This window comes from Neisseria sp. 23W00296 (genome assembly GCF_044772855.1).
In the GTDB taxonomy this organism is placed as follows: domain Bacteria; phylum Pseudomonadota; class Gammaproteobacteria; order Burkholderiales; family Neisseriaceae; genus Neisseria.
The window spans coordinates 141,900-167,174 of the sequence record NZ_CP173024.1; the positions used below are offsets into that span (position 1 = coordinate 141,900).

General features: G+C 54.2%; 25 protein-coding genes. 5 read left to right on the forward strand and 20 right to left on the reverse strand.

Annotated features, from left to right (window positions below):
• Positions 1-31 precede the first annotated feature (31 nt).
• On the reverse strand, positions 32-502 hold the full coding sequence (locus tag ACG2K1_RS00690; RefSeq protein ID WP_395428866.1) for a CinA family protein: 471 nt from the start codon (positions 500-502) through the stop codon (positions 32-34).
• A 297-nt stretch (positions 503-799) separates the two neighbouring features.
• On the opposite strand from ACG2K1_RS00690, the gene efeB reads away from it, so the two are divergent.
• Entirely contained in the window at positions 800-2,086 is a 1,287-nt protein-coding gene (gene efeB / locus ACG2K1_RS00695; RefSeq protein WP_009427591.1) for an iron uptake transporter deferrochelatase/peroxidase subunit, read from the forward strand.
• A gap of 49 nt (positions 2,087-2,135) precedes the next feature.
• On the opposite strand, the gene ACG2K1_RS00700 is transcribed toward efeB, so the two are convergent.
• The 7 genes from ACG2K1_RS00700 to ACG2K1_RS00730 form a co-directional block, all read right to left on the reverse strand.
• Positions 2,136-2,687 carry a DNA-3-methyladenine glycosylase I gene (locus ACG2K1_RS00700; RefSeq protein WP_009427592.1) on the reverse strand — a complete coding sequence of 184 codons (552 nt, stop codon included), beginning with the start codon at positions 2,685-2,687 and terminating at the stop codon, positions 2,136-2,138.
• Entirely contained in the window at positions 2,684-3,346 is a 663-nt protein-coding gene (bioD, locus tag ACG2K1_RS00705; RefSeq protein ID WP_009427593.1) for a dethiobiotin synthase, read from the reverse strand. Before bioD ends, ACG2K1_RS00700 begins: the two co-directional genes overlap by 4 nt.
• Before the next feature lies 1 nt (position 3,347).
• A complete protein-coding gene (gene bioA, locus ACG2K1_RS00710; RefSeq protein ID WP_009427594.1) occupies positions 3,348-4,637 on the reverse strand; it encodes an adenosylmethionine--8-amino-7-oxononanoate transaminase in 1,290 nt (429 codons plus the stop codon).
• A gap of 348 nt (positions 4,638-4,985) precedes the next feature.
• The gene (locus ACG2K1_RS00715; RefSeq protein ID WP_036496882.1) at positions 4,986-5,432 is read right to left on the reverse strand and encodes a hypothetical protein; all 447 of its coding nucleotides are present in this window, start codon (positions 5,430-5,432) and stop codon (positions 4,986-4,988) included.
• 194 nt (positions 5,433-5,626) lie between these two features.
• Entirely contained in the window at positions 5,627-6,139 is a 513-nt protein-coding gene (gene coaD, locus ACG2K1_RS00720; protein WP_009427597.1) for a pantetheine-phosphate adenylyltransferase, read from the reverse strand.
• Positions 6,140-6,261: 122 nt separating this feature from the next.
• Positions 6,262-6,954: a Bax inhibitor-1 family protein gene (locus tag ACG2K1_RS00725; RefSeq protein WP_009427598.1), complete on the reverse strand. Its 693-nt coding sequence runs from the start codon at positions 6,952-6,954 to the stop codon at positions 6,262-6,264.
• 100 nt (positions 6,955-7,054) lie between these two features.
• Positions 7,055-7,294 carry a GlsB/YeaQ/YmgE family stress response membrane protein gene (locus ACG2K1_RS00730; RefSeq protein WP_009427599.1) on the reverse strand — a complete coding sequence of 80 codons (240 nt, stop codon included), beginning with the start codon at positions 7,292-7,294 and terminating at the stop codon, positions 7,055-7,057.
• Between the two features lie 962 nt (positions 7,295-8,256).
• On the opposite strand from ACG2K1_RS00730, the gene ACG2K1_RS00735 reads away from it, so the two are divergent.
• A complete protein-coding gene (locus ACG2K1_RS00735; RefSeq protein WP_083479466.1) occupies positions 8,257-8,763 on the forward strand; it encodes a C40 family peptidase in 507 nt (168 codons plus the stop codon).
• 17 nt (positions 8,764-8,780) lie between these two features.
• On the forward strand, positions 8,781-8,999 hold the full coding sequence (locus ACG2K1_RS00740) for a hypothetical protein (protein ID WP_009427601.1): 219 nt from the start codon (positions 8,781-8,783) through the stop codon (positions 8,997-8,999).
• Between the two features lie 188 nt (positions 9,000-9,187).
• Here the strand turns inward: ACG2K1_RS00740 and ACG2K1_RS00745 are convergent, their stop codons facing one another.
• Genes ACG2K1_RS00745 through ACG2K1_RS00755 form a run of 3 tightly spaced genes read right to left on the reverse strand, consistent with a single transcriptional unit; the run spans position 9,188 to position 10,801 of the window.
• Positions 9,188-9,928 (reverse strand): phosphate/phosphite/phosphonate ABC transporter substrate-binding protein, encoded by a 741-nt coding sequence (locus ACG2K1_RS00745; protein WP_395428867.1) that lies wholly within the window; start codon positions 9,926-9,928, stop codon positions 9,188-9,190.
• Positions 9,929-9,930: 2 nt separating this feature from the next.
• Positions 9,931-10,410 (reverse strand): PAS domain-containing protein, encoded by a 480-nt coding sequence (locus ACG2K1_RS00750; RefSeq protein ID WP_009427603.1) that lies wholly within the window; start codon positions 10,408-10,410, stop codon positions 9,931-9,933.
• Positions 10,411-10,414: 4 nt separating this feature from the next.
• Positions 10,415-10,801 carry a roadblock/LC7 domain-containing protein gene (locus tag ACG2K1_RS00755; protein WP_009427604.1) on the reverse strand — a complete coding sequence of 129 codons (387 nt, stop codon included), beginning with the start codon at positions 10,799-10,801 and terminating at the stop codon, positions 10,415-10,417.
• Between the two features lie 484 nt (positions 10,802-11,285).
• Here ACG2K1_RS00755 and nfsA point away from each other — a divergent pair, with 484 nt between their 5' ends.
• Complete coding sequence (gene nfsA / locus ACG2K1_RS00760) at positions 11,286-12,029, forward strand: oxygen-insensitive NADPH nitroreductase (RefSeq protein ID WP_395428868.1); 744 nt, start codon at positions 11,286-11,288, stop codon at positions 12,027-12,029.
• A gap of 597 nt (positions 12,030-12,626) precedes the next feature.
• On the opposite strand, the gene efeO is transcribed toward nfsA, so the two are convergent.
• From efeO to ACG2K1_RS00775, 3 genes are all read right to left on the reverse strand, one after another.
• Positions 12,627-13,811, reverse strand: coding sequence for an iron uptake system protein EfeO (gene efeO / locus ACG2K1_RS00765; protein ID WP_395428869.1), 1,185 nt, complete (start codon positions 13,809-13,811; stop codon positions 12,627-12,629).
• A gap of 10 nt (positions 13,812-13,821) precedes the next feature.
• The gene (efeU, locus tag ACG2K1_RS00770) at positions 13,822-14,640 is read right to left on the reverse strand and encodes an iron uptake transporter permease EfeU (protein ID WP_395428870.1); all 819 of its coding nucleotides are present in this window, start codon (positions 14,638-14,640) and stop codon (positions 13,822-13,824) included.
• 297 nt (positions 14,641-14,937) lie between these two features.
• Positions 14,938-15,243, reverse strand: a complete 306-nt coding sequence (locus tag ACG2K1_RS00775) for an MGMT family protein (RefSeq protein WP_395428871.1) — start codon at positions 15,241-15,243, stop codon at positions 14,938-14,940.
• Positions 15,244-15,335: 92 nt separating this feature from the next.
• Between ACG2K1_RS00775 and ACG2K1_RS00780 the strand changes: the two genes are divergently transcribed.
• Positions 15,336-15,989 (forward strand): IS1595 family transposase, encoded by a 654-nt coding sequence (locus ACG2K1_RS00780; protein WP_395428872.1) that lies wholly within the window; start codon positions 15,336-15,338, stop codon positions 15,987-15,989.
• 155 nt (positions 15,990-16,144) lie between these two features.
• Here ACG2K1_RS00780 and ACG2K1_RS00785 read toward each other — a convergent pair whose 3' ends face one another.
• From ACG2K1_RS00785 to ACG2K1_RS00810, 6 genes are all read right to left on the reverse strand, one after another.
• Entirely contained in the window at positions 16,145-16,384 is a 240-nt protein-coding gene (locus tag ACG2K1_RS00785; RefSeq protein ID WP_395428873.1) for an SWIM zinc finger domain-containing protein, read from the reverse strand.
• Positions 16,385-16,697: 313 nt separating this feature from the next.
• Entirely contained in the window at positions 16,698-18,947 is a 2,250-nt protein-coding gene (locus ACG2K1_RS00790; protein ID WP_009427613.1) for an SEC-C metal-binding domain-containing protein, read from the reverse strand.
• A 67-nt stretch (positions 18,948-19,014) separates the two neighbouring features.
• A complete protein-coding gene (locus ACG2K1_RS00795) occupies positions 19,015-23,178 on the reverse strand; it encodes an alpha/beta fold hydrolase (protein ID WP_402838381.1) in 4,164 nt (1,387 codons plus the stop codon).
• 278 nt (positions 23,179-23,456) lie between these two features.
• Entirely contained in the window at positions 23,457-24,077 is a 621-nt protein-coding gene (locus ACG2K1_RS00800; protein ID WP_395428874.1) for an alpha-ketoglutarate-dependent dioxygenase AlkB family protein, read from the reverse strand.
• 5 nt (positions 24,078-24,082) lie between these two features.
• A complete protein-coding gene (locus ACG2K1_RS00805) occupies positions 24,083-24,343 on the reverse strand; it encodes a hypothetical protein (RefSeq protein WP_395428875.1) in 261 nt (86 codons plus the stop codon).
• A 73-nt stretch (positions 24,344-24,416) separates the two neighbouring features.
• Positions 24,417-25,244 carry a bifunctional transcriptional activator/DNA repair enzyme AdaA gene (locus tag ACG2K1_RS00810; RefSeq protein ID WP_395428876.1) on the reverse strand — a complete coding sequence of 276 codons (828 nt, stop codon included), beginning with the start codon at positions 25,242-25,244 and terminating at the stop codon, positions 24,417-24,419.
• Positions 25,245-25,275 lie beyond the last annotated feature (31 nt).

The window sequence follows — 25,275 nt, forward strand, 5'->3', positions numbered from 1 at the left end:
GCAACCGTGCTTTCAGACGGTCTTTTGCGCCTCAGCGGCGCACGGCTTGCGCCAGCCATTCCAGCGCGAAGGCCACGGCCTGTTGCCGTATTTCGCTGCGGCTGCCGTGAAAATGCGCGGTGCGGGCGGCTGTGCCTGCGGCCGATGCCAAACCGAAGCACACCGTGCCCACCGGTTTTTCCGCGCTGCCGCCGCCCGGGCCGGCGATTCCGGACACGGAAAGGGCGAAGTCGGCCTGCGCCGCTTTGAGCGCGCCTGCGGCCATTTCGCGCGCCACCGTTTCGCTGACCGCGCCTTCGCGCCGCAGGCTGTCGGGCGAGACGCCGAGCAGCTTTTGTTTCGCTTCGTTGCTGTAAGTGACAAAGCCCGTTTCAAACCAGGCCGAGCTGCCGGGCAGGCGGGTGAGTTCCGCCGCCAGCAGCCCGCCCGTGCACGATTCGGCACAGGTGACTTTCAGACGGCCTGCCGCCAGATTGGCGGTGAGTACGGCGAGTGTGTTCATCAATAAGGCTCCGTAGTTGCGTTGGCCGATTGTATAGTGAGTCAAAATGAAAAATCTACGGCGTTGCTGCGCCTTGTCGTACTACCTGTACTGTCTGCGGCTTGCTGCCTTGTATCTTTTTCATTTTGACTCGCTATATGGCAAGTCTGCCGCGACTGCACGGGCGGCATGGCATCGGGCGCGTGCGCTCGGGTATAATTCTTATTTGTAAGAATCTGCACGGAGCCGTCTGAAAACGAAGTGAAAAAGCGGTTTCAGACGGCCTCGAATCAAAAACAACGGACACAAGGAGCTAACATGAAACACCCCGAAAACCCGAGCCGCCGCCGTCTGCTGCAAAACGCCGCCGCCCTCTCCGCCGCCGCCGCCCTTGCCGCCTGCGGCAAAAACGGCGACAGCGCCGAAGGCGCGGCAGAGAGGCCGTCTGAAAGCAAAGGCGAAGGCGGACAGTTTGCCGGCCACAGCCAAACCGCCTACGACTGCTACGGCACGCACCAGGCCGGCATCACCACCCCGCACCAGCCCTTCGGCATCCTCTGCGCCTTCGACATCACCGCCGCCGACCGCCCCCGCCTGATCGACTTTTTCCGCACCCTCACCGCCCGCATAGAATTTCTCACCAAAGGCGGCGAACTGATCGACGGCGACGACAAACTGCCGCCCGCAGGCAGCGGCCTGTTGGGCAAAGTGCTGCCGCCCGACGGCCTCACCGTCACCGTATCCGTCGGCAACAGCCTGTTCGACGGCCGCTTCGGCCTCGCGGGCAAAAAGCCCAAGCATTTGCAGGAAATGAAAGACTTCCCCAACGACGAACTGCGCAAAGAATGGTGCGACGGCGACATCGGCATCCAAATCTGCGCCTTCTCGCCCGAAACCTGCCAAAACGCCCTGCGCGACATCATCAAAAACACCGCCAAATACGCCGTTATCCGCTGGACGGTGGACGGCTGGCTGCCCAAGCCCGAACCCGGCGCCATCGCCGCCCGCAACCTGTTGGGCTTCCGCGACGGCACGGGCAACCCCGACGTCTCCGACCCCAAAATCGCCGACCAAGTCCTGTGGACGGGCGTGGCCGAAAACAGTCTCGACGAGCCCGCGTGGACGAAAAACGGCAGCTACCAAGCCGTGCGCCTTATCCGCCACTTCGTCGAATTTTGGGACAGAACACCCTTGCAGGAGCAAAACGCCATCTTCGGCCGCGAAAAATACAGCGGTGCGCCCTTGGGGCAGAAACACGAGAGCGATATTCCCGATTACGCCAAAGACCCCGAAGGCAAAGTCATTCCCAAAGACAGCCACATCCGCTTGGGCGACCCGCGTGATCCCGAGTTTATGAAAAAACACCTGCTCTTCCGCCGCCCGTTCAACTACTCGCTGGGGCTCGCCAAAAACGGCCAGCTCGACGTCGGCCTCATCCTCGTCATGTATCAGGCCAACCTTGACGACGGCTTTATCTTCGTGCAAAACCGCCTCAACCTCGAACCCTTGGAAGAGTATGTCAAACCCTTCGGCGGCGGCTATTTCTTCACCCTGCCGGGCGTGGAAAAAGGCGGCTTCCTCGCACAGGGGCTGCTGCTCGATTAAAACGCCGCACCATCGGCGCATGAGGCCGTCTGAAAGCCCTAAAAGGCTTTCAGACGGCCTCCGTCCATTTGGGTTTCTGGCGCAATACCCGCGCGTACACCGGGCAGCTTTCGCCGTGCGCGCCTTTGAGATAGCCCGTGCTCATCAGAAACTCGCCGACGATTTCGCCGCCGACGAATTTGAAATGTTTTTTAAACAGCTTGACCCAGTCGTTTAAGCTGCGCGGATGGTGCGCGTTCAGCCAGTTTTCAAACGAGCCGTATTCCTGCCGCAAGGCCAGAATCCGATTGGCGTTGTCAATGGCGGCGTTGATTTTCAAACGGTTGCGCACGATGCCCGCATCGGCGAGCAGACGCGCGCGGTCGGTGTCGTCGAAGGCGGCGACAGCGGCGATGTCGAAGCCGCGGTAGGCCGTCTGAAACGCCGCGCGTTTGTTTAAAACCAGCGTCCAGCTCAGCCCGGCCTGATTGATTTCGAGCACCAGCCGCTCAAACAGCGCGTTGTCGCCCGAAACGGGGAAACCGTATTCGTGGTCGTGGTAGTGTTTGTTGGGGTTGTCGGTGTCATCGGGCAGGGCGTTGGCAAGGTCGCAGTAGCTCATGGTTGCGCGCTCATTTCTTCCATTGTTTCAAATACCGCATCGGGGAAGTGGCGTTGCAGATAATTTTGCAGATAGGCGGCGGTTTCGTTTTCGATCAGCGCGTCGGTTTGTGGGAAGCGGTTGTACACCAGCATTTCCACGGCAATGCCGTTGTGGCGGCAGGCTTCGAGTGTGAGCAGGGTGTGGCTGATGCTGCCGAGCCGCCCAGAGGTAACAATGATTAAGGGATAACCCTGATTGCGGACGAAATCCAGCGTGGTTTCTTCATCATTGAGCGGCACAGCCAGCCCGCCCGCGCCTTCGAGCAACACATAATCGTAACGCGCGGCCAGCGTTTCGGCGGCGCGGGCGATGGCGGCGGGGTTAATGGTTTTGCCCTCCATGCGGGCGGCCAAATGCGGCGAGCAGGGGTAGGCAAACAGGTAGGGGCAGGTGCTGCCGTCGAGGTCTTCGGGCAGCAGCGGCAGGTTTTGCAGGCGGCGGTGGGTTAAAAGGTCGTCTGAAACTTTTTCGCAGCCGGTCTGCACGGCTTTGGCGGTAATCACCGAATGCCCCAGCCGCATGAGTTTGGCGGCGAGATAACTGGTGGCAAAGGTTTTGCCGATGCCGGTGTCGATACCGGTAACAAACAGGATTTTGCCTTTTGGTGTCGAACTCATTTTACGCTCCGTATTCTTCTGCCAGCGCGCCAATCAGGCCATCTGAAAGTGTTTCCAAATCATAGTCTTGCATTATAAACGGCGGCATGGTGTACACCAGTTTGCCGAAGGGGCGCAGCCAGATGCCGCGCTTGACGAATTTGGGCTGCAGGCGGCGCAGGTTCACAGGTTCGTGCATTTCCACCACGCCGATGGCGCCGAGTACGCGCACGTCTTTCACCGCCGCGATTTCACGCGCGGGGGCGAGGCCGTCTGAAAGCTGCCGCCCAATCCGCGCGACATTCTCCTGCCAGCCGCCTTCCAACAGCAGCTTCACCGATTCGGCGGCCACGGCGCAGGCGAGCGGGTTGGCCATAAAGGTGGGGCCGTGCATAAAGCAGCCCGCCGCGCCGCCGCTGATGGTGTCGGCGATGTGTTTGTGCGTTACCGCCGCCGAGAGCGTGAGATAGCCGCCGGTTAAGGCTTTGCCGAGACACATGATGTCGGGGACGACACCGGCGTGTTCGCAGGCGAACAGTTTGCCGGTGCGGCCGAAGCCGGTGGCGATTTCGTCGAAAATCAGCAATACGCCGTGTTGGTCGCACAATTCGCGGGCGGTTTTCAGGTATTCGGGCGAATAAAAATACATGCCGCCCGCGCCCTGAACGACGGGTTCGAGAATCAGCGCGGCGATTTCGTGCGCGTGTTTTTCCAGCAGATCCGCCAGCGGCGCGGCGGCCTCTTCGCGCCACGCTTCGCCGAATTTCACGCTCGGCTGCGGCAGGAAAAACTGCACGGGCAGGCTGCCGGAAAACAGGCCGTGCATGCCGGTAACGGGGTCGCACACCGACATCGCGTGCCAAGTGTCGCCGTGATAACCGGCGCGGATGGCGGCGAATTTGTGTCGCCCTTTTCGATTGAGCGCGTGCTGGTACTGCACCGCCATTTTCATCGCCACTTCCACCGCCACCGAGCCGCTGTCGGCGTAAAACACGGTGTCCAAGCCTTTGGGTAGAATGCCGAGCAAAACCTGCGTCAGTTCGCCGACGGCATCGTGTGTGAAGCCGCCGAACATGATGTGGCTCATTTTTTCGAGCTGGCGCGCGGCGGCGGCATTCAGGCGCGGATGGTTGTATCCGTGCACCGCCGCCCACCACGACGACATGCCGTCGATGAGCGTTTGCCCCGTTTTCAAATGAATGCGCACGCCCTCGGCGCGTGCCACGGGATAAACGGGCGCGGGGTCGGCGGTGGAGGAATAGGGATGCCAGATGTGGGCTCGGTCGAGCGAGAGGAGGGTTTCGGTGTTCATGGTTTTGGGGAATTGATGGTGGAACAACACAAGCGGGTATTTTGCCAAATAACGCAAATGCGGTTTGTGAGGCAGGGTGGGCGGCGGGGACGGCCTCAGCAGTCTTTTATTCAGACTATGCCGAACCTAAGGTAGGGTGTGTCGCCCCAAGTCGACGCACGCGGTTTGTGCCACACAGCCAATCCGAGAGTTAGCCTGTGAATCCCAAACCGCGTGCGTGGCTGCGCCACCCCCTACCTTGGCGACAGAGGCCGTCTCCGCCTGCACGGGGATGACGTTTCTGAAAAGTGTTTTTGGTTGCGCCGAAACTGCGTTTTAACTTCGTTGAAGCTACGCTTTCAGACGGCCTCAACAGTCTTTGCCGGTGATGCGGAAGGGGGCGGCGACGGGACGGCCGTCGGCGGCAAGGACATGGAATTCGAGGGCGTAGCGGCCTTGGGTGAGGATGTCTCGTTCGGCGCGGCGGCGGCAGCTTTCGCGCACCATGCCGCGCTTCATTTCGGCCTGGGCGCGGCGGCGGGCGGCGGGGGTGATGCCGTGTGTGTTTTTCAGGCGTTTGAGGACGACGGTGTAGACGAAGGTGTCGTCGGCTGCGCGGTAGCGGATGTCGCGCACGGCCACGTCGGGGTCATCGTCGCGGTTGGCGCGGCGCAGCATTTGCGCGGCTTTGCGTCCTTCGGCGTCGCGCTGCGCGCTGCTGAGGCCGGCAAGCTGGCGGCCGAGCGGCGGTTCGGCCGATTGGCGGACGCAGGCGGCGAGAAGGAGGGCGGCCAGAATCAGGGCGGTTTTGTTCACGGGAGCTCCTTTGTGCGGGGAAACGGTTGGTTTTGCACCGCCGCGTGTCGCGTGTTCGGAAACGACATCCCCGCACAGGCGGGGACGGCCTGAATCGGTTGCGGCGCGGTGCGGCTTGGTTGCGCTTTGCAATACGCGTTATGCGGCCTTCGGCGGCGGGTGTTTCCTGTTTCGAGGCCGTCTGAAAAACGGGTTCAGCCGCTGCTTTGGTGGTCGCGCAGGATTTTTTCGTACACTGCTTCGGGCAGGTAGCGGCGGACGGTGTCGCGCCAGCCGACGGGGCCGACCATGCCTTTGACGAGGGTGGACGACACTTCGGCGTATTCGCGCGGCGGAATGAGCAACACGGTGGAGATTTCGGGCTGGAGGTCGGAATTGATGTGGCGGATGGTGCGTTCGTATTCGTAGTCCGAAGCGCTGCGGATGCCGCGCACGATGTAGCCCGCGCTGACGCTGTGGGCATAGTTGACGAGGAATTGGTTTTCGTAGGAATCGATGCGCACGTTGGCAAAGGGCGCGGTGATGTCTTCGAGCATTTTGCGGCGCTCGGCGACGGTGTAGGTGGATTTTTTGTCGGGGTTGACGCCGATGGCGACGATGAGTTCGTCGAAGAGCGCCTGCGCTTCGCGTATCATCCACAGGTGGCCGTTGGTGGGCGGGTCGAAGCTGCCGGCATACACGGCGCGGCGCAGGGCTTTGGTTTGCATATCGTTTTTGGTGCTTTGGTGCGGCTGGTGGGAGAGCGGGCAGAATAGCGGGATTGTGAAGAAATGTCAAAAGGCCGTCTGAAAACTTTAAGGTTTTCAGACGGCCTTTTGTTTTTAGGTGCTTAGTCGTCGCTGCCGGCAAAGGCCAAGAGGATGCGCAGCAGGCTGGTAAAGAGGTTGTAGATGGAGATGAAGATGGTCAGCGCCGCGCTGATGTGGCTGTCTTCGCCGCCTTCCACCACCACGCGGGTCTGCCACATGATAACGAGCGAGCTGAATACGACAAACGCGCCCGAGATGGCAAGACCCAGCATGGGGATGCCGAAGGCGAAGTTGGCAACAACGGCTATCATCAGCACGATACCGCCGATAGTCAGGAAGCGGCCGAGCGAGTTGGAATTGATGTTGGCTTTCGCACCCGTTACCGACATTACGCCGAAGATGGCTGCGGTCATCAGGGCGGCCGTGCCGACCAGCCCCGCGCCGCCTTGGATCGACAGGCTGTATTGCAGCAGCGGGGCGAGCAGGGCGCCCATGCCGAAGGTGAAGACCATCAGCAGGCCGGCGCCGACGTTGCTGTAACGGTTTTTCTCGATGAGGAAAACCATGCCGTAGAAGAAGGCGAGAACGGCGATGAAGCCCGCCCAGCGGTTGCCGGTGAGGGCATAGACGTTGAAGTTTGAGGCGGCTGCCGCAAATGCGCCCAGCGCACAGGGGATAAAGGACAGCGCCAGAAGGCCGTAGGTTTTGCGCAGAACGGTGCTGCGCTGCACGCCTGCGGCGGGGTTGGTGTAGTCGTAAACATCATTTTGCATGGTGTCGTTCCTATGTGTGGGTTGGTAAAAAAAGCGCGATTGTAACAGCAAGCGGCTGTTTGTTGGAGAAATTGTAGCGTTCAGACGGCCTTTTGCGGCCTCATCGGGCAGCGAGGCGGCTGTAAACGGCGAGAATGGCAACGGCGGCTGCGGTAGACACAATCCAGCCTGCCGGTTCGCCCTGCGCGTACCAGCCCAAAGTCTGTCCCGCCCAACTGCCGAGCACCGAGCCGCCGATGCCCAAAAGCGTGGTCATGATGATGCCGAGTTTGTCGCGGCCGGGGTAGATGAATTTGGCCAGTACGCCGATGACGAAGCCGATAATCAGAGTGACGATCATGGTTGTTCCTTTTCCTTATTGTGTGTCTGTGACAAGCCGGGATATGGCGCGTTTTTGCGGAATTTAAAGTGTGTTGTCGTGTTTTTGTCCGCGCAACGGGGAACAGGCTCGGAGGCCGTCTGAAAACCACAGCGGGCGCGGGCGGACAAATCGCACACGGCGGGCAAAATTGGTATCATCGCGGCTGTTATAGGGTAGCCAAGCGCCCTGCGGCTTTTGCCGCCGCACGCCATTTTTTTCAGACGGCACACAGAGGCCGTCTGAAAACGTGTTATCCGGCTTTGCCGGCAAAATCGAAGAGAAACAACAGCATGACTTATCTGAAAAAGCTTTTCGCCCCTGCCTTCGCCGCGCTCGCTCTGCTGTGCGCCGCGCTGCCGGTTCAGGCCGCCAACAAGAAAGCCGAGCCGAAAACCGCTGCCAAAAAGGAAGCGCCTAAAGGCAAAAAAGACGGTGCCGACAGTAAAAAACAGCCCGCCGCGAAAAAAGAAAGCACGGCCAAAGAGCCGACGAAAGGTAAAAAAGAGGCGGTAAAAGGTAAAAAAGACGCGGCACAGGAGAACAAAAAAACGGCCAAAAAAGAAGTGCCCGCCAAAGAAGACAAAACCAAAGGCGGTAAAAAAGACAGCGGCAAAGACAAAGGCCGCAATGCCAAAGACGGCAAACAGAAAACTCCCGCAGGCAAGGCGGACGATGCAAAGAAGAAGGGTAAGGCCGACACGGCGAAGAAAACCGAGTCCGGCAAAACCGCGCAGAAAAAAGAGCCTGCGAAAAAGGAAGCGACCAAAAAAGAGCAGTCTAAAAAAGAAGCAAAAGAAACGGCCAAACGCGAGCCTGCGCCGAAACCGCCCAAGCCTGAAACCCCGCCCAGCCGCGATTTTGTCCGCCGCTCCGAAACGCAGTTTCCACCCGCCGTGCAGAGCGAAGAGCCGAAGGCCAAATCCGCTTACGACGAGTCGGCGATGCAGGCTCTGGTCAGGCAGCAGGCCGAAAAGGAAAAACAGAAGGAAAGGCAGGCCGCCAAAACCGCAGAGCCCGCCATGCCCTCGGGTTCGCCCGTTTCCCGCCGCGAGGCCGACGAACTGATCGGCAGCGCGATGGGACTGCTCGGCGTCAGCTACCGTTTCGGCGGCACATCGGTCAGCACAGGCTTTGACTGCAGCGGCTTTATGCAGCACATTTTCCGCAAAACCATGCAGATCAACCTGCCGCGCACGTCGGCCGAACAGGCGCGGATGGGCGTGGGCGTGTCGCGCAGCGAATTGCAGCCGGGCGACATGGTGTTCTTCCGCACCTCGCGCGGCCGCATTTCGCACGTCGGCCTCTATATCGGCAACAACCGTTTCATCCACGCGCCGCGCACGGGCAAGAGCATCGAAATAACCAGCCTGTCCAACAAATACTGGAACAGCCGCTACGCCCTGGCGCGCCGCATCAAACGTTTCGACTCCGGCCGCTTCGCCAACTGACCGAAAGAACTTCCGCCATGTCCATGCCCGAAATGCCCAAATGGTACGGCGACGACGGCAGCGTCGTTTCCTGCACCGAGAAAATCAAAGTGATGAACGAAAATATGAACGAGCTGTTCCAACTCGCGCAGGACGCTTTCGAGGACGCGCTGCTGATGGGCTGCGGCGAAAAGCAGCTGCGCGAATACCTCGCCGCGCTGGTGGCGGGTGTGGAAAACCCCTACCGTTCGGAGTAGGAGGCCGTCTGAAAGCCGTAGGCGCGGCTTTGGGCGCAACGGCAGCGGGAATGGGAGGCCGTCTGAAAGTTTTTCAGACGGCCTTTGTGCGTGGTGCAAATTCGGGCGGCGCAGGATAGGGAAAGAGGCCGTCTGAAAGCCTGTTTCGGGTTTTCAGACGGCCTCTTTAAGCCTGTGCGGCGGTGGGTTCAGTCTTCCAGCGTGGTCAGCAGGTCGAGCATGGTTTCCACTTCTTCCTCTTCCGTTTCGGCGAAACCAGCGGGCAGGCCGAATTCTTTGAGGACGGCGCGGCCGTTGTCGCAGCGGTTGAGCTTGAGGAAGGCCGATTTGACGTCTGCCGCTTTTTCCTGCGAGTCGGGGTGCAGCAGAATCAGGTGGCAGATGTCGTCGATGGCGCTGCGCATGATGACGCGGAACTGCCGTTTGCCGAAGTCGGACAGGCCGTCGTACAGGCCGGCCATCAGAAAACCGATGCAGGCTTTGCTGTGGAAAACGGAGGTGAGCACGGCTTCTTCCGAGTGTTCGCGCAGGGTGCGGGTGTTGGAGCTGTCGAGATTGAAGCCTTCGAGCAGGCGCATGCCGATCAGGCGGACGTCTTCGTCGGCGCAGGCGATGCCGCAGCCGGCTTCGACATCGCGCAGGCTGCGGTAGGGCGCGTCGGCGCGGCAGATGACGACCATTTCGTCGGACACGGCAGCGGGTTTGAGCAGCGGCAGCCAGCCTTCTTCGCGGATGAGGCGGGAGGCGGAAAAGGAGCTGACGTATGCCAGGCCGCTTTTCTGACTCGCCAGTGAAACGGCCAGTTCGTCGGCATCGTGCGGCATATGCAGGCTGACGGGGCTGCCGAGTTCGCCGCGGATGAAGCTGCCCAGCAGATACCAGGCGCCGAAATGGGCGGGAAGGTAGTCGGGGGCGACGGTAAACTGCATGGTCAGCACCTTTCCGATTCGCGCATTTCGCGGTACAGCTTGCTGATTTCGCGGATTTTCTCTGCCGAGGCGCGGCGGCGGACGGAGGTGTAGCCCTGTATTTCGCCTTTGCGGATATTGGGGATTACGGTGGCGTAAACCCAATAGTAGCGGCCGTCTTTACGCAGGTTTTTGACGTAGCCGTGCCATTTTTCGCCGTTAGAGACTTTGTGCCACAAATCGGCGAAGGCGGCTTTGGGCATGTCGGGGTGGCGCAGGATGCTGTGCGGGCGGCCGATGATTTCGTCGCGGTTCCACGCGCTCATGTGGACGAAGGCATGGTTGGCGTGGGTGATGATGCCGTTGAGGTCGGTGCGCGAGGTAATCAGTTTGCCGTCGGGAAATTCCACTTCTTCGTTGAGGACGCGGCGGTCGTCGGCGGGGCTGCTGCGGCCGCTGCGGACCACGTCGGCGTAGGGCATGTCGGCGGAAATGTACATCATGGCATCAGTCTCCGTATCCGAGCTGCTTGCGGATTTCTTTTACGGCTTTGCGCAGGTGGACGAGCATCATGCCCAGCTGTGTGCCGGTGTGGGTGGTGCTTACCAGTGCCAAATCGTCGCTGATCTGCATCAGCAGCACGTCGCCCTGGTTGCCCTGCAAGGTCATTTGGTTGAAGCTGCCGCAGGAGAGCATGCGGGCGGTTTGGCCGCACAGCGACATCAGCGCCGCCGACAGCGAGCCGACGCGGGTGGAGTCGATATTGCGTTCCAGCACGCTGACGATGGGCAGACCGTCTACGGAAACGATGGCCGAGGCCGTCAGCCCTTTCGATTGGGAATGAAGCGTGTCCAATGTATGACGCAGAATGTCTGTTTTTACCGTTTTGTTCATGGTTTACTCCTCTTAATTGTTAACGCAGTCCAAACAACACAATAAAACGCGGGCAATATGCCCGCCCCTAGAAAAATGCGCGCATTTTAAAGTTTAATATATTATTGATTTTTTGATTTGGTGCAAATAAAAAAATTTTAATCAATAAAGTCTTTAAAATTCAAAATGATTGTGACAAATAGATATTAATGGAAACATTCATAAAATCTTCTTTTTTCAAAGCGGGATTATTCCGATAAAAAAGAACCGTTAATATAAAGTCATAACAATAAATAACCAAAAATTCTTCTTGTTTGCAAAACGCAACACAAATACAACAAACGTTAATTTTAAATCCGGACGACGCCATTTCGCGGCAGAGCGCTTGCAAGGGTCGGAAAAAACATCTGCTGTCCGGCAGAAAGAGCAGCAGGCCGTCTGAAAGCGTTTCAGACGGCCTCTTCTGCTATAATCGCCGTCCCGACAAACTGCAAAGGAAAACCGCATGACCCTCAACAGCCTTCCCGCGCTGGACACCGCGCTTTCCCACCGCTCCATCCGCCGCTTCACCGAGGAACCCGTTTCCGCCGAAATGCTCGCCGCCGTGCTCGAAGCCGGCCGCGCCGCTTCCACATCGAGCTATCAGCAGAACAACAGCGTCATCCGCGTCAGCGACCGCGAAATCCGCAAAGAGTTGCGCGAAATCTGCGCCTCCGAAGGCGGCATGGGGCATGCCTATGTCGAGCATTGCGCCGAGTTTCTCGTGTTCTGCATCGATGCCGCCCGCCATCACACGGTGGACGCCCAAATGCAGACCGACTGGACGGAAGTGCTGCTCACCGGCGCGATTGACGCGGGCATTATGGCGCAAAACGTCGTGCTGGCCGCCGAATCGCTCGGCCTCGGCGCGGTGTATATAGGCAGCATCCGCAACGATATCGCCCGCGTCGGCGAACTGCTCGGCCTGCCCGAACACACCGTGCCGCTGTTCGGCCTCTGCCTCGGTTTCCCCGACCAGGAACCCTTGCAACGCCCGCGCCTGCCGCTGGACACGCTGGTGTCGGAAAACCGCTACCGTCCCGCCTCCGCCGAAGTGCTCGCGGCCTACAACGAAGAGGTGAAAACCTATTACCACGAACGCAGCGGGCGGGATTTGGACTGGGCGGGGCAAATCGCCAACACCCTCGCCCGCCCCGTGCGTCCGTTTATGCTCGGTTATCTGCAAGGGCAGGGTTTCGCCAAACGTTGAACCGGGTTTGTACAGGCCGTCTGAAAAGGCGGCCGGCCGCATCGGCAGAAGAGGCCGTCTGAAAGATTCGCTTTCAGACGGCCTTTGGTGTTTTGTCTGCCTGTCTGCATCGGAACGGGATGGTTGGAAAGCTGTGTCGCTGTCGGGCTTGGTTTGAAATCTGCCGGGATTTGAACCTTTTTCCATCCGCCTAAACGACGTCATTCCCGCGCAGGCGGGAATCTTGTCTGATATTCGGCAAGCCTTGCAAAAACAAACCGTTCCTCGAATTTCACTAAGATTCCTGCCTGCGCGGGAATGAAAGGGTTTGGTTGTTTTTCAATATGGTTTTAAGGCATTGTCGGTATTTCAGGCCGTCTGAAAGCCGCGTTTCGGGTTTCGCTTTCAGACGGCCTTTGGGTATTTGACCTGCCTGTCTGCATCGGCGTGGAATGGTTGGAAAGCTGTGCCGCTGTCAGGCTTGGTTTGAGGTTTGCGCTTTGGCTGTTTGCAGTTTAAAAAAGGCCGTCTGAAAACCGTATTTCGGGTTTTCAGACGGCCTTTGCACGCTTTATCCGCCTGCTGGCGGGGTGCGGCGGAACTGCGTTTTCAGACGGCTTAGTTCAGACCGAGTACGCCGCGCAGTTTGCCCAGTTCTTCGGCCAGAGTGTTGATTGGGGCTTTGAGCTGGGTGCGGTCGGCTTCCGACAGTTTGTCGTAGGTTTCGAAGCCGTCGCCTTTTTTGTATTTCGCCAGGATGTCGTTGATCTGTTTGAAGTTGGCATCAACGGTTTCCAAGAGGGCTTTGTCTTTTTCGGCAATCATCGGGCGGAAGAGTTCGACGATTTTCTGCGAGCCGTCGATGTTGGCCTGGAAGTCGGAGAGGTCAGTGTGGCTGTAACGGTCTTCCTCGCCGGTGATTTTGGTGCCGGCCACTTCTTCGATCAGCGCCGCCGCGCCGCCCACCACTTTGCTCGGCGGGAAGCTCAATACGTCGATTTCGGCTTTCAGCGCTTTCACGTCTTTATCGAGCTTGTCGGCGGTTTCTTTCACTTTGTCGTCGATTTTGTTGTCCACCCACAGCGCGTGTTCGATGCGGTGGAAACCGGTGAAGGCGTCGTCTTTGGCTTTTTCTTTGTAGTCGTCTTCGCGCGAGTCGATGGCGGGATCAAGCTCGTTGAACAGCTCGGCAATCGGCTCGATGCGTTCGTAGTGGACGCGGGTGTCGGCAAACAGGGCTTTGGCTTCGTCAACTTTGCCCGCTTTCACGGCGGCAGCGAATTTCTCGGTTTTTTCAGCCAAGAGCTTGGCCTCACCTTGAACATAGACTTTGTAGTCGGCCAAAGGCTGCGCCAGTTTGGCCATGTCGGCCTGCGCGGGATCGGCTTTGAAGCCGCTGTCGGTGACGACCAGTTTGCCGCGCGGGTTGGTCAGCAGGCCGCAGGTCATTTCGTAAGTGCCGGGCATTAGGGTAACGGTCATTTTGTCGGACAGGCCGGGGGCGATGTTTTCGCGCTCGTCCACCACCATCACGCCTTCGAGAATCTCCCATTCCAGCTTGCGGCCGCTGTTGTTCTTGATGTTGAACACGGTTTTGCCGCTGGGTACGGTCAGTTCCATCGGATCGCAGGCGGTGTCGGTAACGGCGATGTTGATGCTGCCGTCGGCATTCGGCGCGGCTGCCGCAACAGAAGCGGCTGCTTCGCCCGATGCGGGCGCGGCAGGTTTGTCGGCCTCGGGCGGCTGGCAGGCTGCCAGTCCCATAGCCAGTAAAACGGATAAAGTGATGCGTGTCATATTCATAAAAAACTCCTTAACGGGAAGATGAAGCGGCTTGGCTGCCGCGTAAGAACCAAAACAAAACAGGAACTAAATAAACTACATACCACAGAACATCGCTGACGGTCGGATGGTCGGTATAACCGAAAAATCCGCCCATCAGCACGCCCAACGGACTGTCTTCGTGCAGAAAACCGGAAAAATCGGCAATCACCTGCTGACCGGCATTCCACACGCCTGCCTCATGCAGCGCGCGGAACGAACCCGACAGCAGCCCGGCGGCGACGAAAATCAGAAACACACCCGTCCAGCGGAAAAATTTTCCCAAATTCAGACGGATGCCGCCCTGATACAGCAAAATCCCGACCGCGGCGGAAGCCAAAAGCCCGCCTGCCGCGCCCAGCGGCATACGGCTGTCGGGGCTTTGCGTGAACACCGCAATCAGGAAAAACACACTCTCCAAACCCTCGCGCATCACGGCCAAAAAAGCCATCAGCACCAAAGCCCAGCCCGAACCGCCCTTATTGAGCGCGGCCTGAATCGAGTCCTGCAACTGCTGTTTCATCGACCGCGCGGCCTTCTGCATCCACAGCAGCATATAGGTCAGCATGCCCACGGCCAGCAAACCGATCATGCCGACAACAAATTCCTGCTGCTTCTGCGGAATCTCGCCTGTGATGCGGTGGATGGCAAAACCCAGCCCGAAGCAGATCAGCACAGCCGCCGCCACGCCCAGCCACACCTTCGGCATCAAATCATGATGGCCGGACTGTTTCAAAAATCCGGCCACAATACCGACAATCAGCGCCGCTTCGATACCCTCGCGCAGCATAATCAGAAAAGCAATCAACATAAAAATTCGTTCTGACGCATGGTTAAAATACGCAAATATTATCGCCGCTTCACGGAGCGAATGCAAACGGTTTTCAAGATATTTGATGCCGAAAAGATTTTCGGCTGCGCAAACCGTTGGCACAAAAACAGACAGGCCGTCTGAAAACAACCGCCGCACATTCGGGCAGAAGCTTTCAGACGGCCTCTCTGTTTTGTGAAAACCCTATCCGTAATTTTCACCACGGATTGGCGTGCAGAAAATACCTACTGTCTTTAATAAAAGATAAAGCCTAATTAAAGATGCCGGCTCACAGTCCTAACAATCCCACTGATATGTCTTCAAACAAACATGGTTCTCGTCTTTCAGCACCACACCTTCTTCGCGCAGCAAATCTGCCTGCTGCACCCACCCCGGCACCAGCCGCCCTGCGGCATTGACCACGCGGTGACAAGGATAATCGCCGTAATCCACCGCATGGCGCAGCACGCTGCCGACCAAACGGGCGTTTTTGTCCCTGCCGATCAGGCGGGCGATTTGGCCGTAGGTGGCGACTTTGCCGATGGGGATTTCGGATACGGCGGAAAGAATTTCGTAGGCTAGGTAGTCGTTTTTGAGGCGCATAGATAAAGTTGGAACACAAGCTATGAACTTGCATTATTTGTTAAATTTTATAAGGGGCTGTACTAGATAAGCAGTCACGCTAGACTGCAAAAATGAAGATAGCCCGTTGTAAAATAAAGAAGAATATTCAAAAGAAAATGCTTCAATTTTTTGTACTCGAAGTTACCGCCCGTTCAGCTGCCGATATTTTGGGCATTCAGCCCAACTCCGCCATTCTGTTCTACCGCAAAATTCGTATGGTTATCAGCCATTATCTGGCCTTGGTTGCCGATGAGATTTTTGAGGGCTCTGTCGAGTTGGACGAAAGCTATTTCGGCGGACGGCGTAAAGGCAGACGCGGTCGCGGTGCGGCAGGAAAAGTGGTTGTCTTCGGCATTCTGAAACGCAACGGACGGGTCTATACCGTTGTGGTGGATAATGCCAGGTCTGAAACGTTACTCCCTGTCATCAAAAAGAAAATCATGCCGGACAGTATTGTTTATACCGATAGTCTGAGCAGCTACGACAAGTTGGATGTGAGCGGTTTTATCCATTACCGCATCAGCCATTCCAAGGAATTTGCAGACCGCCAGAACCACATTAACGGCATTGAGAATTTTTGGAATCAGGCAAAACGCGTCTTACGCAAATACAACGGAATCGATCGCAAATCCTTCCCACTGTTCTTGAAAGAATGCGAATTTCGGTTTAACTTCGGCACACCGTCCCGGCAGCTAAAAATCTTGCGGGAGTGGTATGGAATTTAGGGCTAATCTACGTCAGCCCCTAAGAGAAAGGCTACCTGAAAAATGGTTTTCAGGTAGCCTTTGGTGTTAGAGCACGATACAAAGAGAATGATTTCAGGCTGCTGCACGCCGGATTCGTCAGCTTGTTTATCCGGCGTTTGAGCGCGCACCGCATACTACAACGCCGCCATATGCTTGCACGCCCAGCCATAAGGACAATCGCAGCCCCCGTCCTTAATGTACAAATCACTATCCAGCTTCAGCCATACTGAATAGTTTTCCGAACCGAACACCTCCGCCCGATAACGCCCGGCGGAAGTTTTTTGGACATCGCGAACCTTGCCCTGCTGAAAATACAACAGGCCGCGTTCGGCGATATGGGGCGGGAACAGGTGGAGCGGATGGATACGGGACATGGTTGGTTTCCAAGAAGTTGTTGAAATATGGGAAGTTTACTGGTTCGGGTGATGTTTGGGGAGAGGGTGGTGGGAATTCTTGTTTGGCAAAGTGGCAAAAGGTCGTCTGAAAATGGGTTTCAGACGACCTTTAGTTTGGTTGGAAAGGGAAGTAGTTCAGAAAGACCACGTGCGTACCGCACACACCCCACACATGGATTTCAAATTCTTTGTAATTCGTAGGTAGGGCGGAAGGTACGCACGCGGTTTGATGCAGGCTACGGCTTGCTATGCGAGGGATGTGGATTGTATGGTATTGGGTTTCAACTTAGTTTTATTTACCGCAGCAACGTTTGTATTTCTTTCCACTATTGCATGGACATGGTTCATTTCTACCTATTTTCCTAGTTACTGCTCTCCCATCTATAAATAATTTTTGCGTTGGTTTCCTACCAAAAACTCTTTGATATTTTTGTTGCATTTCATCATTAAATACCCATTCGGAATCTAATATATCAATATATTTAACAACACCTTTGGTGGAAATAATTAAAGCAAACCATAAATTTGATTTTGCATGATATTTTCTTAAATTAGCATGTTCATAAATTTGCTCTTTGACTTCTTCAGTTATAAACGGAGAATTATGTACATATACAGTTAATCCGTGATTATTGCTTAAGAACATAGTAAAATCAGAAATAATTTGATTGGTATTTAATTTTAATTTATTAATTCTATCTAAAACAATTGAGTTATATTGTTCAATAAACTCTCCCGATAATTGAAGCAGCTCTAATCCAAATTTAAATTTTTCCTTTATATCCAATTGAGAACAGAATGCAAATAATTGCCACCAGTAAGTATCTTTAAATTTAAACCAACATGATAATGATGGAATTTCATTTCTATCTGTATGAGTAATAATATTTCTTCTTTTATTTAACAAAAATAAATCTAAATCAGCAGAGAGCCCATTATCTAGATAAAACATGTCAGCATCTTCTGAACAAAGTAAATTTCTACTTAGGTGTACTGCTAACAAATCTATTTGAGTATTTGCAAGAAAAATTTCTCGTACATTTGATAATACAGAAATGAAATGTATAAATTCCAATGGAGTGTTCAATGTTTTATACATTAAATCTAATAAGAAAACATCAAACACTAAGGCAGAAGCAATTTTTTCATGCTGATTTTCTTTTAATAACCATCTGATTTGCATTGTTAATGCAGGAAAATGCTCTGATAGTACGCAAATTGGAATACAAAAGTCTGTCTCAGGTAATTTAACAATTTCCCCCTCAATTCTAGCAATATAATCATTACCTAATAAAATTTTAGAACATTCAAAAGCCTGATTATAAGCGTGTTGAATAGCTTTTGAAAAATCATTGTCTATTTGTTGAATATTTCCTTTTCTAGCATTTATAGTTAATTTTTTCGACTTTGCTTGAAAAACTAAAGAATAGCCATGAATATTCACGAGAATATCAATTTCACCTATTCTATCTTTTTTTGAATGATTTAAACCGGATTTTGAATATAAATCAACATTTAACCAAACATTTTCTTTGCCAAATACATCACAAAATATAGAGTAAACCATATTTTCTGTAAATTCACCTCGATTCTTTGAGGCTAAATTATTATATTTATTATCAGAAGAAAGCCAAAAAAAAGGCGTTTCATAAAATGCTTGTGAAAGTGTATATAAGTCTAATAATAGAAATTTATCTTCGGAAAGTTTAATAAATGGAAATGCTACTAATGGATTAAAGTCATCAAAACTTTGGAATTTATCTAAATCTTCTAGATTATCTAATTTAAAACTAAATGCAGATATAAAAGATATGATTTTATCAATTAAAAAATCTGTTGGTAGATAATTTTCTTTCTTATAAGTTTCAAATAAATCAATAAAATCTTTTTTAGTATAAATAAATGATTGGATGGACACGGTTTGTTCAGAATTTATAGCATTATGAATCTTCTTATGATTAATATGAAAAATAGCTTCAATGAAAAAATGGGCATATTCAACAGAAAATCCCTTATTTTCAATAAACCATTTATTATCATTTATATATTTCAAACATCCTAAATCTTGATATTGAAAATCATATGCTCCATCTCCTGAATAAAAAACAGCTTCCCTAATATTATTTTCATTTAAAAACCAGTCACTTTCTTGTTGTTTTAGTTGTAAATCTCCATTTACTTTTAGATTTGAAAATTTTTCCATTATGTTGATGATAGATTTTTCTTGAAAAATTTTATGAAAATCTTCTAGTAACTTATAGGCTCTAGTACTATATTCATCTGATTTCTCTTGCTGTGGTACTTGATCATAGAAAAAATTTGGATTGTTTTGAACGACTAAGGCTAATAGTGTATTTAATTCATTGCGATTTAGTTTTTTTCGATTAGCTTGAAACTCTGAAATTTGTGAAGTTGTAAAATTTCCTTTTTTGTTGGCTCTAAAATAATTATCGTTAAACCACATTTTTACTAGTACATGAATAAACCCGTTGCTTCTGCATAAATTAGATAATTCTTCAAAAATTTGTTGTTCATTTATCATAATTTCTTACTCCGTGATGGATTTGCATTTAAATCAAGCTTTTTTAAAACTTTCAGGTAGTCTTTATTCATTTCAAACCTTCCCACTCCTTCAACAACCGCTTCACCGACACCGGATACGGCGTTTTCAATTCCTGCGCGAACAGCGACACCCTCAATTCTTCAATCATCCATTTAAACGCAGCGAGGTCGTCTGAAACGGGCTGTCCTTGTTTCACTAAGCCGTCTGTTTTTTCCTGCCACATTTGTTCCAGCTCTTGAATATCGGCTTCGCGGGCTGCGTCGCGGGCGGGGTTGCTGCTGTATTTTTCGAGGCGCAGGGTCATGGCTTTGAGGTAGATGGGGAGGCGCGGCCATTGTGCCCACGGGGTGCGGGTGGCGAAGCCGGCGGCGAGCAGGGTTTGCAGGCGTTGGCGCAGGATGTGGGTGAGCGGGTGTTTGCCGAGTTTGCTGTTGAGTTCGGCGTAGGCGGCGGCGGTTTCCTGCAGGTAGCGGCTGAGGGCTTCTTTGACGGCGGGCAGGCGGCTGCGGGCGCGTTTGATTTGTTCTTTGAAGGCTTTTTCGTTGCGCGGCAGCTCGTCTTCGCCGATAAAGGCGCGGTCGCAGACGGCTTGGGTGAGGTCGTCGCGCAGGGTGTCGGCGTTGATGTGTTTGAGCAGCATGGCGGCTTGGGTGAAGCCTTGGATGCCTTTGTTCAGGTCTTTAACTTGTTCTTTTAGTTGTAGTTTCATGAGTTCGATCACGCCTAATCGGTGGGCTTGTTCGGCGGCGGCGGACGTGTCGAACAGGCGCAGGGCGATGCGGCCGTCTTTTTCTTTTTGCAGGCCGAGGTAGCCGGTGAGCTGTTGTTTGCCGCGTGCGAATTTGATGGATTCGGGCAGGGTGCCGATGTCCCATGCGGTGACGTTGTCGCGCTCGAATTCTTGGGTGTTGTCGCGGAAGGTGGCGGCGGCGGCTTTGCCAAGTTGTTGTTGGATTTGGATTAAATCGCGCCCCATGGCTAATTCTTGCCCGCCGTCGTCGATGATGCGGAGGTTGAAATAGCAGTGTTCGGGCAGCCTGAACGCGGCCCATTCGTCTTGGTTGATTTGCTCCAGTATGCGGATGTCGCCTGCGGTTTTGGCGATGGCTTGGGCGAGTTGGGGCAGGATGGGGGCGTTGCGGTCGGGATTTTGGCTTAAAAATTGGGTGATGAATTCGGGCACGGGCACGCAGATTCGGCGGATTTGTTTAGGCAGCGCTTTGATTTGCAACTGGATTTTTTCGCGTATCATGCCGGGCACGAGCCATTCGAGGGCGGCGGGGCTGATGCGGTTGAGCACGGTGAGCGGCAGGGTGAGGGTAACGCCGTCGAGCGGGTGGTGCGGCTCGAAGCGGTAGGAAAGTTTGAACTTGCCGTCTGCGGTTTGCCAGTGTTTGGGGAATTGTTCTTCGGTGATGTGCGCGGCGGCGTGCTGCATGAGGTCGTCGCGGCTGAGGAACAGCAGGCGCGGGTTGTCGCGCTCGGCGGTTTTGAGCCATGCGGCGAAGGTGCGGATGTCGGCGAGGGGGAGGGGTTTCAGACGGCCTTTTTGAGGTGCAGGCTGCTTTTTGGGTTTGGGGGCGTCTGACAATATTTTTTCAGGCTGGATTTGCATATCGCAGTTGTGTACCCAAATTGCTTGTTCTCCGATGAAATAGGTATGAAAATCTTCCACTTCCAAATTATAAACAGGCACTCTCGACACGGCGGAGGAAGGTTGCTCATGGCAGCAGAAATCTCGCAGCAAATCAGCAAAACGTTGCGGGCTTTCTTTTTGTGCCCAGTGCTTGTGTTGCCCAAACACCTCTAACCGTGAATTTGGAATGCTACTGGCGGCAGCTTGTGCATCTGATAGTGGTACACCTGGATCATTCTCTCCATGCACTAACAATACAGGCATAGATAGCGAAGGTAATTGTGGTAGCAGGCGGCCTATTTGTTGGCTATCGCCGATTTCGTTAATTTGGAACGATTGGAACGCTTTACCCGCGTCTTTATCCAACGCAGCGGCGCGTACGGAATCAACAGTTTCGGGTGTGATACGTTGCGGGTCGCCAATTAACGTAGTGGCAATCAGATAGCGGGTCAGCCAGCGACTAGCGCACAAACGGTAGCTCAAGCGGTTTAGGCGCGATTTGGCATACCATTTGCCAATACCAGACAATGGAGCACTGCGACTGATACCCCATGGCGCGAGCAATACCAGTTTTTCCACCTGCTGCGGATGGTGCAGCGCATATTGCAATGCAACAGCGCCACCCATAGATAGGCCGCACAATATGGGGTTAGATAGATTTAGGGAAGTTATTAGTTGATTTAGGAATTGCTCATAATAGTCAATTGAATAGTTTACATTAGGCTTCTCGCTTGCCCCATATCCAGGCCAATCGGGGGCAATCAGGTAGTAATCATCATCCTGCCATTTTTGCATGACCTCTTGCCAAGACAACAGTGCTGAATCCACACCGCCGCCATGCAGTAATAGAATGGGACGCCCTGCTGTATTCCCAACGCTGTAATAGGCAATTTCAGTACCGGAAACAGTCAGACGGTGGTTGTAGATGACGGTATCGGTCGTAGATTTTTCAAAATATTCCAACGACAACACGCGTAAAGTGTTACCGTTTGCGCAAGCCAGCAAAGTACCTTTTTCCAGCTCGGCAGCAGGCCTCCATTTTTGCAAAACGGCATCCCACAAAGGATGGTTGGCCGTCATTAAGGCTTGATAAACAGGGGACGGATGTTTGCTATCTTGGTTATCCGAGCGAAGCATCAACCGAACCAGCGTGCTCTCTCCAGAGCAGAAAGCACGTAGAACGGTTTTGTAGGCAGTGGGCGCATCTGTTCCGCCATATTCCGAACGCGACAAAACACGGTCGCCTACACGAATATGTTCAATTGGCACAGGTCCTTTGTCGGTATGCACTAACGTTCCAGCAGGGAAACAGGCATGTTGGTTTTCAGGTAGCCTTCGGGAGTGCAGGCTGCTTTCGGTGTGCAGGCTGCCTGAAACCGCGTCCGCCGTATAAAAATCGGGCAGCCGTTCGTGATAAAACGCGAACAGCGCTTCGTCATCGACCAGCACGTCTTGTTTGCGCGATTTGTGTTCGAGTTCGGTAATTTCCTTAATCAGCTTTTTGTTATGCGCGAAAAAGTCCGCTTTCAAGTCGCATTCCTGCGCCACCAGCGCGCTGCGGATAAAGATTTCGCGCGCTTCTTCGGGGGCGATTCTGCCGTAGGACACGGGGCGGCGCGGCAAGACGGTCAGGCCGTAGAGCGTTACCCGTTCGCTGGCGATGACTTCGCCGCGTTTTTGTTCCCAGTGCGGCTCGAAATAGTGGTAGCGGACGAGGTGCGGCGCTTCCTGCTCGATCCATTCGGGCTGGATGGCGGCCACGTCGCGCGCATAAAGTTTTGTCGTTTCAACGAGTTCTGCCGCCATCACCCATTTGGGTTTGGCTTTGAACAGGGCGGAGGCGGGGAAAAGGTGGAAGCGGCTGCCGCGCGCGCCGGTATAGTCGTTGCCGTCGGGCGATTTCATGCCGACGTTGGCGATGAGGCCTGTGAGCAGGGCGCGGTGGATTTGTTCGTAGCCCGCTTCTTTGGCGGCACGGATTTGGGCGCGGTGTTGTTTCTTATCCAGTTGTTTTTGTTTGAGTTTGGCGGATAAGTCTTGGTCGCCCGCATTTTCAGACGACGTAAGCTGCCTGACTTCGGGAGGTCGTCTGAAAGCGGCTTCCTTGGTGGTCAAACCCATTTCGATTGCGGTTTGGGCAAGCTGGTGGTGCAGATCGCGCCATTCGCGCATCCGCAGGTGCGACAGGAAATATTGGCGGCACCACTGCACCAACTGTTTGTTGGACAAGCCTTTATCGCGCTCGCGCTGGAAGCTGTCCCAAATGTTCAGATAGGCAAGGAAATCGGACTGCTTGTCGGTAAAACGTTCGTGTGCCTTGGCGGCGGCATCGCGCGCTTCCAGCGGCCGTTCGCGCGGGTCTTGAATCGACAGCGCGGACGCGATCACCAATATTTCCGCCATACAGTCGTGTTTCTTCGCCGCCAACAAAATGCGCGCGATTTTCGGGTCGATGGGCAGGCGCGCCATTTGTTCGCCGAGTTTGGTCAGGCGGTAGCGGGGTTTAGGGCTGGCTGAATGGTTTTCAGACGGCGTGCCGGGGGTTTTGTTTGGATGAGTTTGAGTGGCTTGCATAGTAGGTTTGGAGGTTTCAGGCTGCCTTTGTGGCGCATATTGTTTTCAGACGGCATAGCTTATGCCGCCACTCCCGCGCAGGCGGGAATCTTAGTGGATATTCGGCAATTGTTTAAAAACAATTCGTTGTTCAAATTCTACCAAGATTCCCGCCTGCGCTGGAATGACGGCGGCGGGTTTCAGGTTGCCTGAGTGTTGCTTGCGCAGGGCGTGCGCTGTTTTCAGACGGTATCGGTATTTTTCAGGCTGCCTGAACAGACCGTCTGAAAACCAAAAACCTAGCCCTGCGGCAGCATGGTGCGGAAGGTCAGGTTGATGCGCAGGGTGTGGATTTTGCTGCTTTTCATAATGGCGTGCCGCCAATGGCTTTGCGTGCTGCCGCGCATCACAATAAGCTGCCCGTGTTGCAGCATAAGTTCGCGTTTTTCCTGAGTTTGTTTGTGTTTGAACGCGAATTTCCGCGTTGCGCCGAAGCTGACGGATGCGATAACGGTGTCTTTGCCCAAGCAGGCTTCGTCGTCGCTGTGCCACGCCATGCCTTGGCTGCCGTCGGCGTAGCGGTTGAGCAGGCAGGAATTGAAGCGGGTGGGGCTGACGGCGGCAATGTGTTGTTCTACCTGCTGTTTGATGTCGGCTAACACGCTGTCCCACGGCTGTGCGGTGCGGGTGGCACCGGAATAGGTGTAGGCGAAGTTCTGCTCGCCGTACCACGCGACTTGGCGGGCGGTGGTGATGTGTTTGCCGTAAATAACGGCTTCGTCGTGCCGCCATGCGATGTGTTCTTCCAAATAGGCAAAATAATCATCGGCTTGCTGCGGGGTGAAGATGATGCCGTAGTCGTTGACGATGCCGTCGTAGGGCAGCAGGTTGTCGGCAGGGTGGGGACTGAACAGGTTCATGCTATTCAACTTGTTTCAGATTCGTAATAAGGTTTCTCAAATAAATCCCCTTCCCAAATACTCTCTCCTGTTACGCCACGCGACTCCATAAAAGGAACGTAGGAATAAAAATCTTTGTCATATTCTCCATAAAATATCTTCATTCCTTTTAACCATACTGCATCACATTCGTCACAGAGAATGATTTCTTCTGGAATGTATTTGGGTTTGGCATGATAGAGATAGCCTTGATTACATGCAGGACATATTTCAATTTTTTTATTCATATGTAATTTATTTTTGAGGGTAAGCAGTAGCAATTTTATTACTACTTGTCGGTGGGGCGGGGGCTGAACAGGCTCATGTTGATTCCAATTCTTTGCCCAGCAGGGCGATTTTCCGCCCGCGATGCCAGCGGTAGCCGCCCACCATGCCGGTTTGGCGGATAACGCGGTGGCAGGGTATCAGCACGGCGACGGGGTTGCTGCCGACTGCGGTGCCGACGGCGCGGCAGGCTTTGGGATGTCCGATGCGCGCGGCGAGTGTGCCGTAGTCGGCGAGTTGTCCGCGCGGGATGTTGAGCAGTGCCTGCCATACTTTGAGTTGGAACGGTGTGCCTTTGATGTGCAGAGCAAGCGGTTGCTGCGGCGGCTGTTGCAGGGCGTGCAGAGCTTGTGCCTGCATTTCGCTGGCGGCGTTGCGCAGTTCGGCATTGGGGAAAAGGGCTTGCAGGCGCGCGCGTTCGGCGGCGGGGTCGTCGGCGAAACTGAGGAAGCAGATGCCTTTGCCGGTGTTGGCGACCAACACGCTGCCGTAGGGGCTGGCGGCGAGCTGCCAGTCTATTTGCAGGCCGGCGCCGCCGTTTTTGTATTCGCCGGGGGTCATGCCCTCGATGCGGGTAAAGATGTCGTGCAGCCGCCCCGTGCCGCTTAGGCCGCTTGCCAGCGCGGCATCCTGCACGCTGCCTTGCGCGTGCAAGATGCGTTTGGCGTTTTCAATGCTGATGTGTTGCAGCATTTTTTTCGGGCTGATGCCAGCCCACTGCTGAAATTGCCGCTGCAAGTGCTGCGGGCTGAGGTGGACGTGTGCAGCAACGGCGGCCAGGTCGGGCTGCTCGCGGTGGTGGTCGTAGAGAAACTCTATCGCGGCGGCGATGCGCTCAAATTGGATTTGTTCGGCGGGAGTCATCGTATTTCCAGTTTGTTTTAGATAAAGGAAA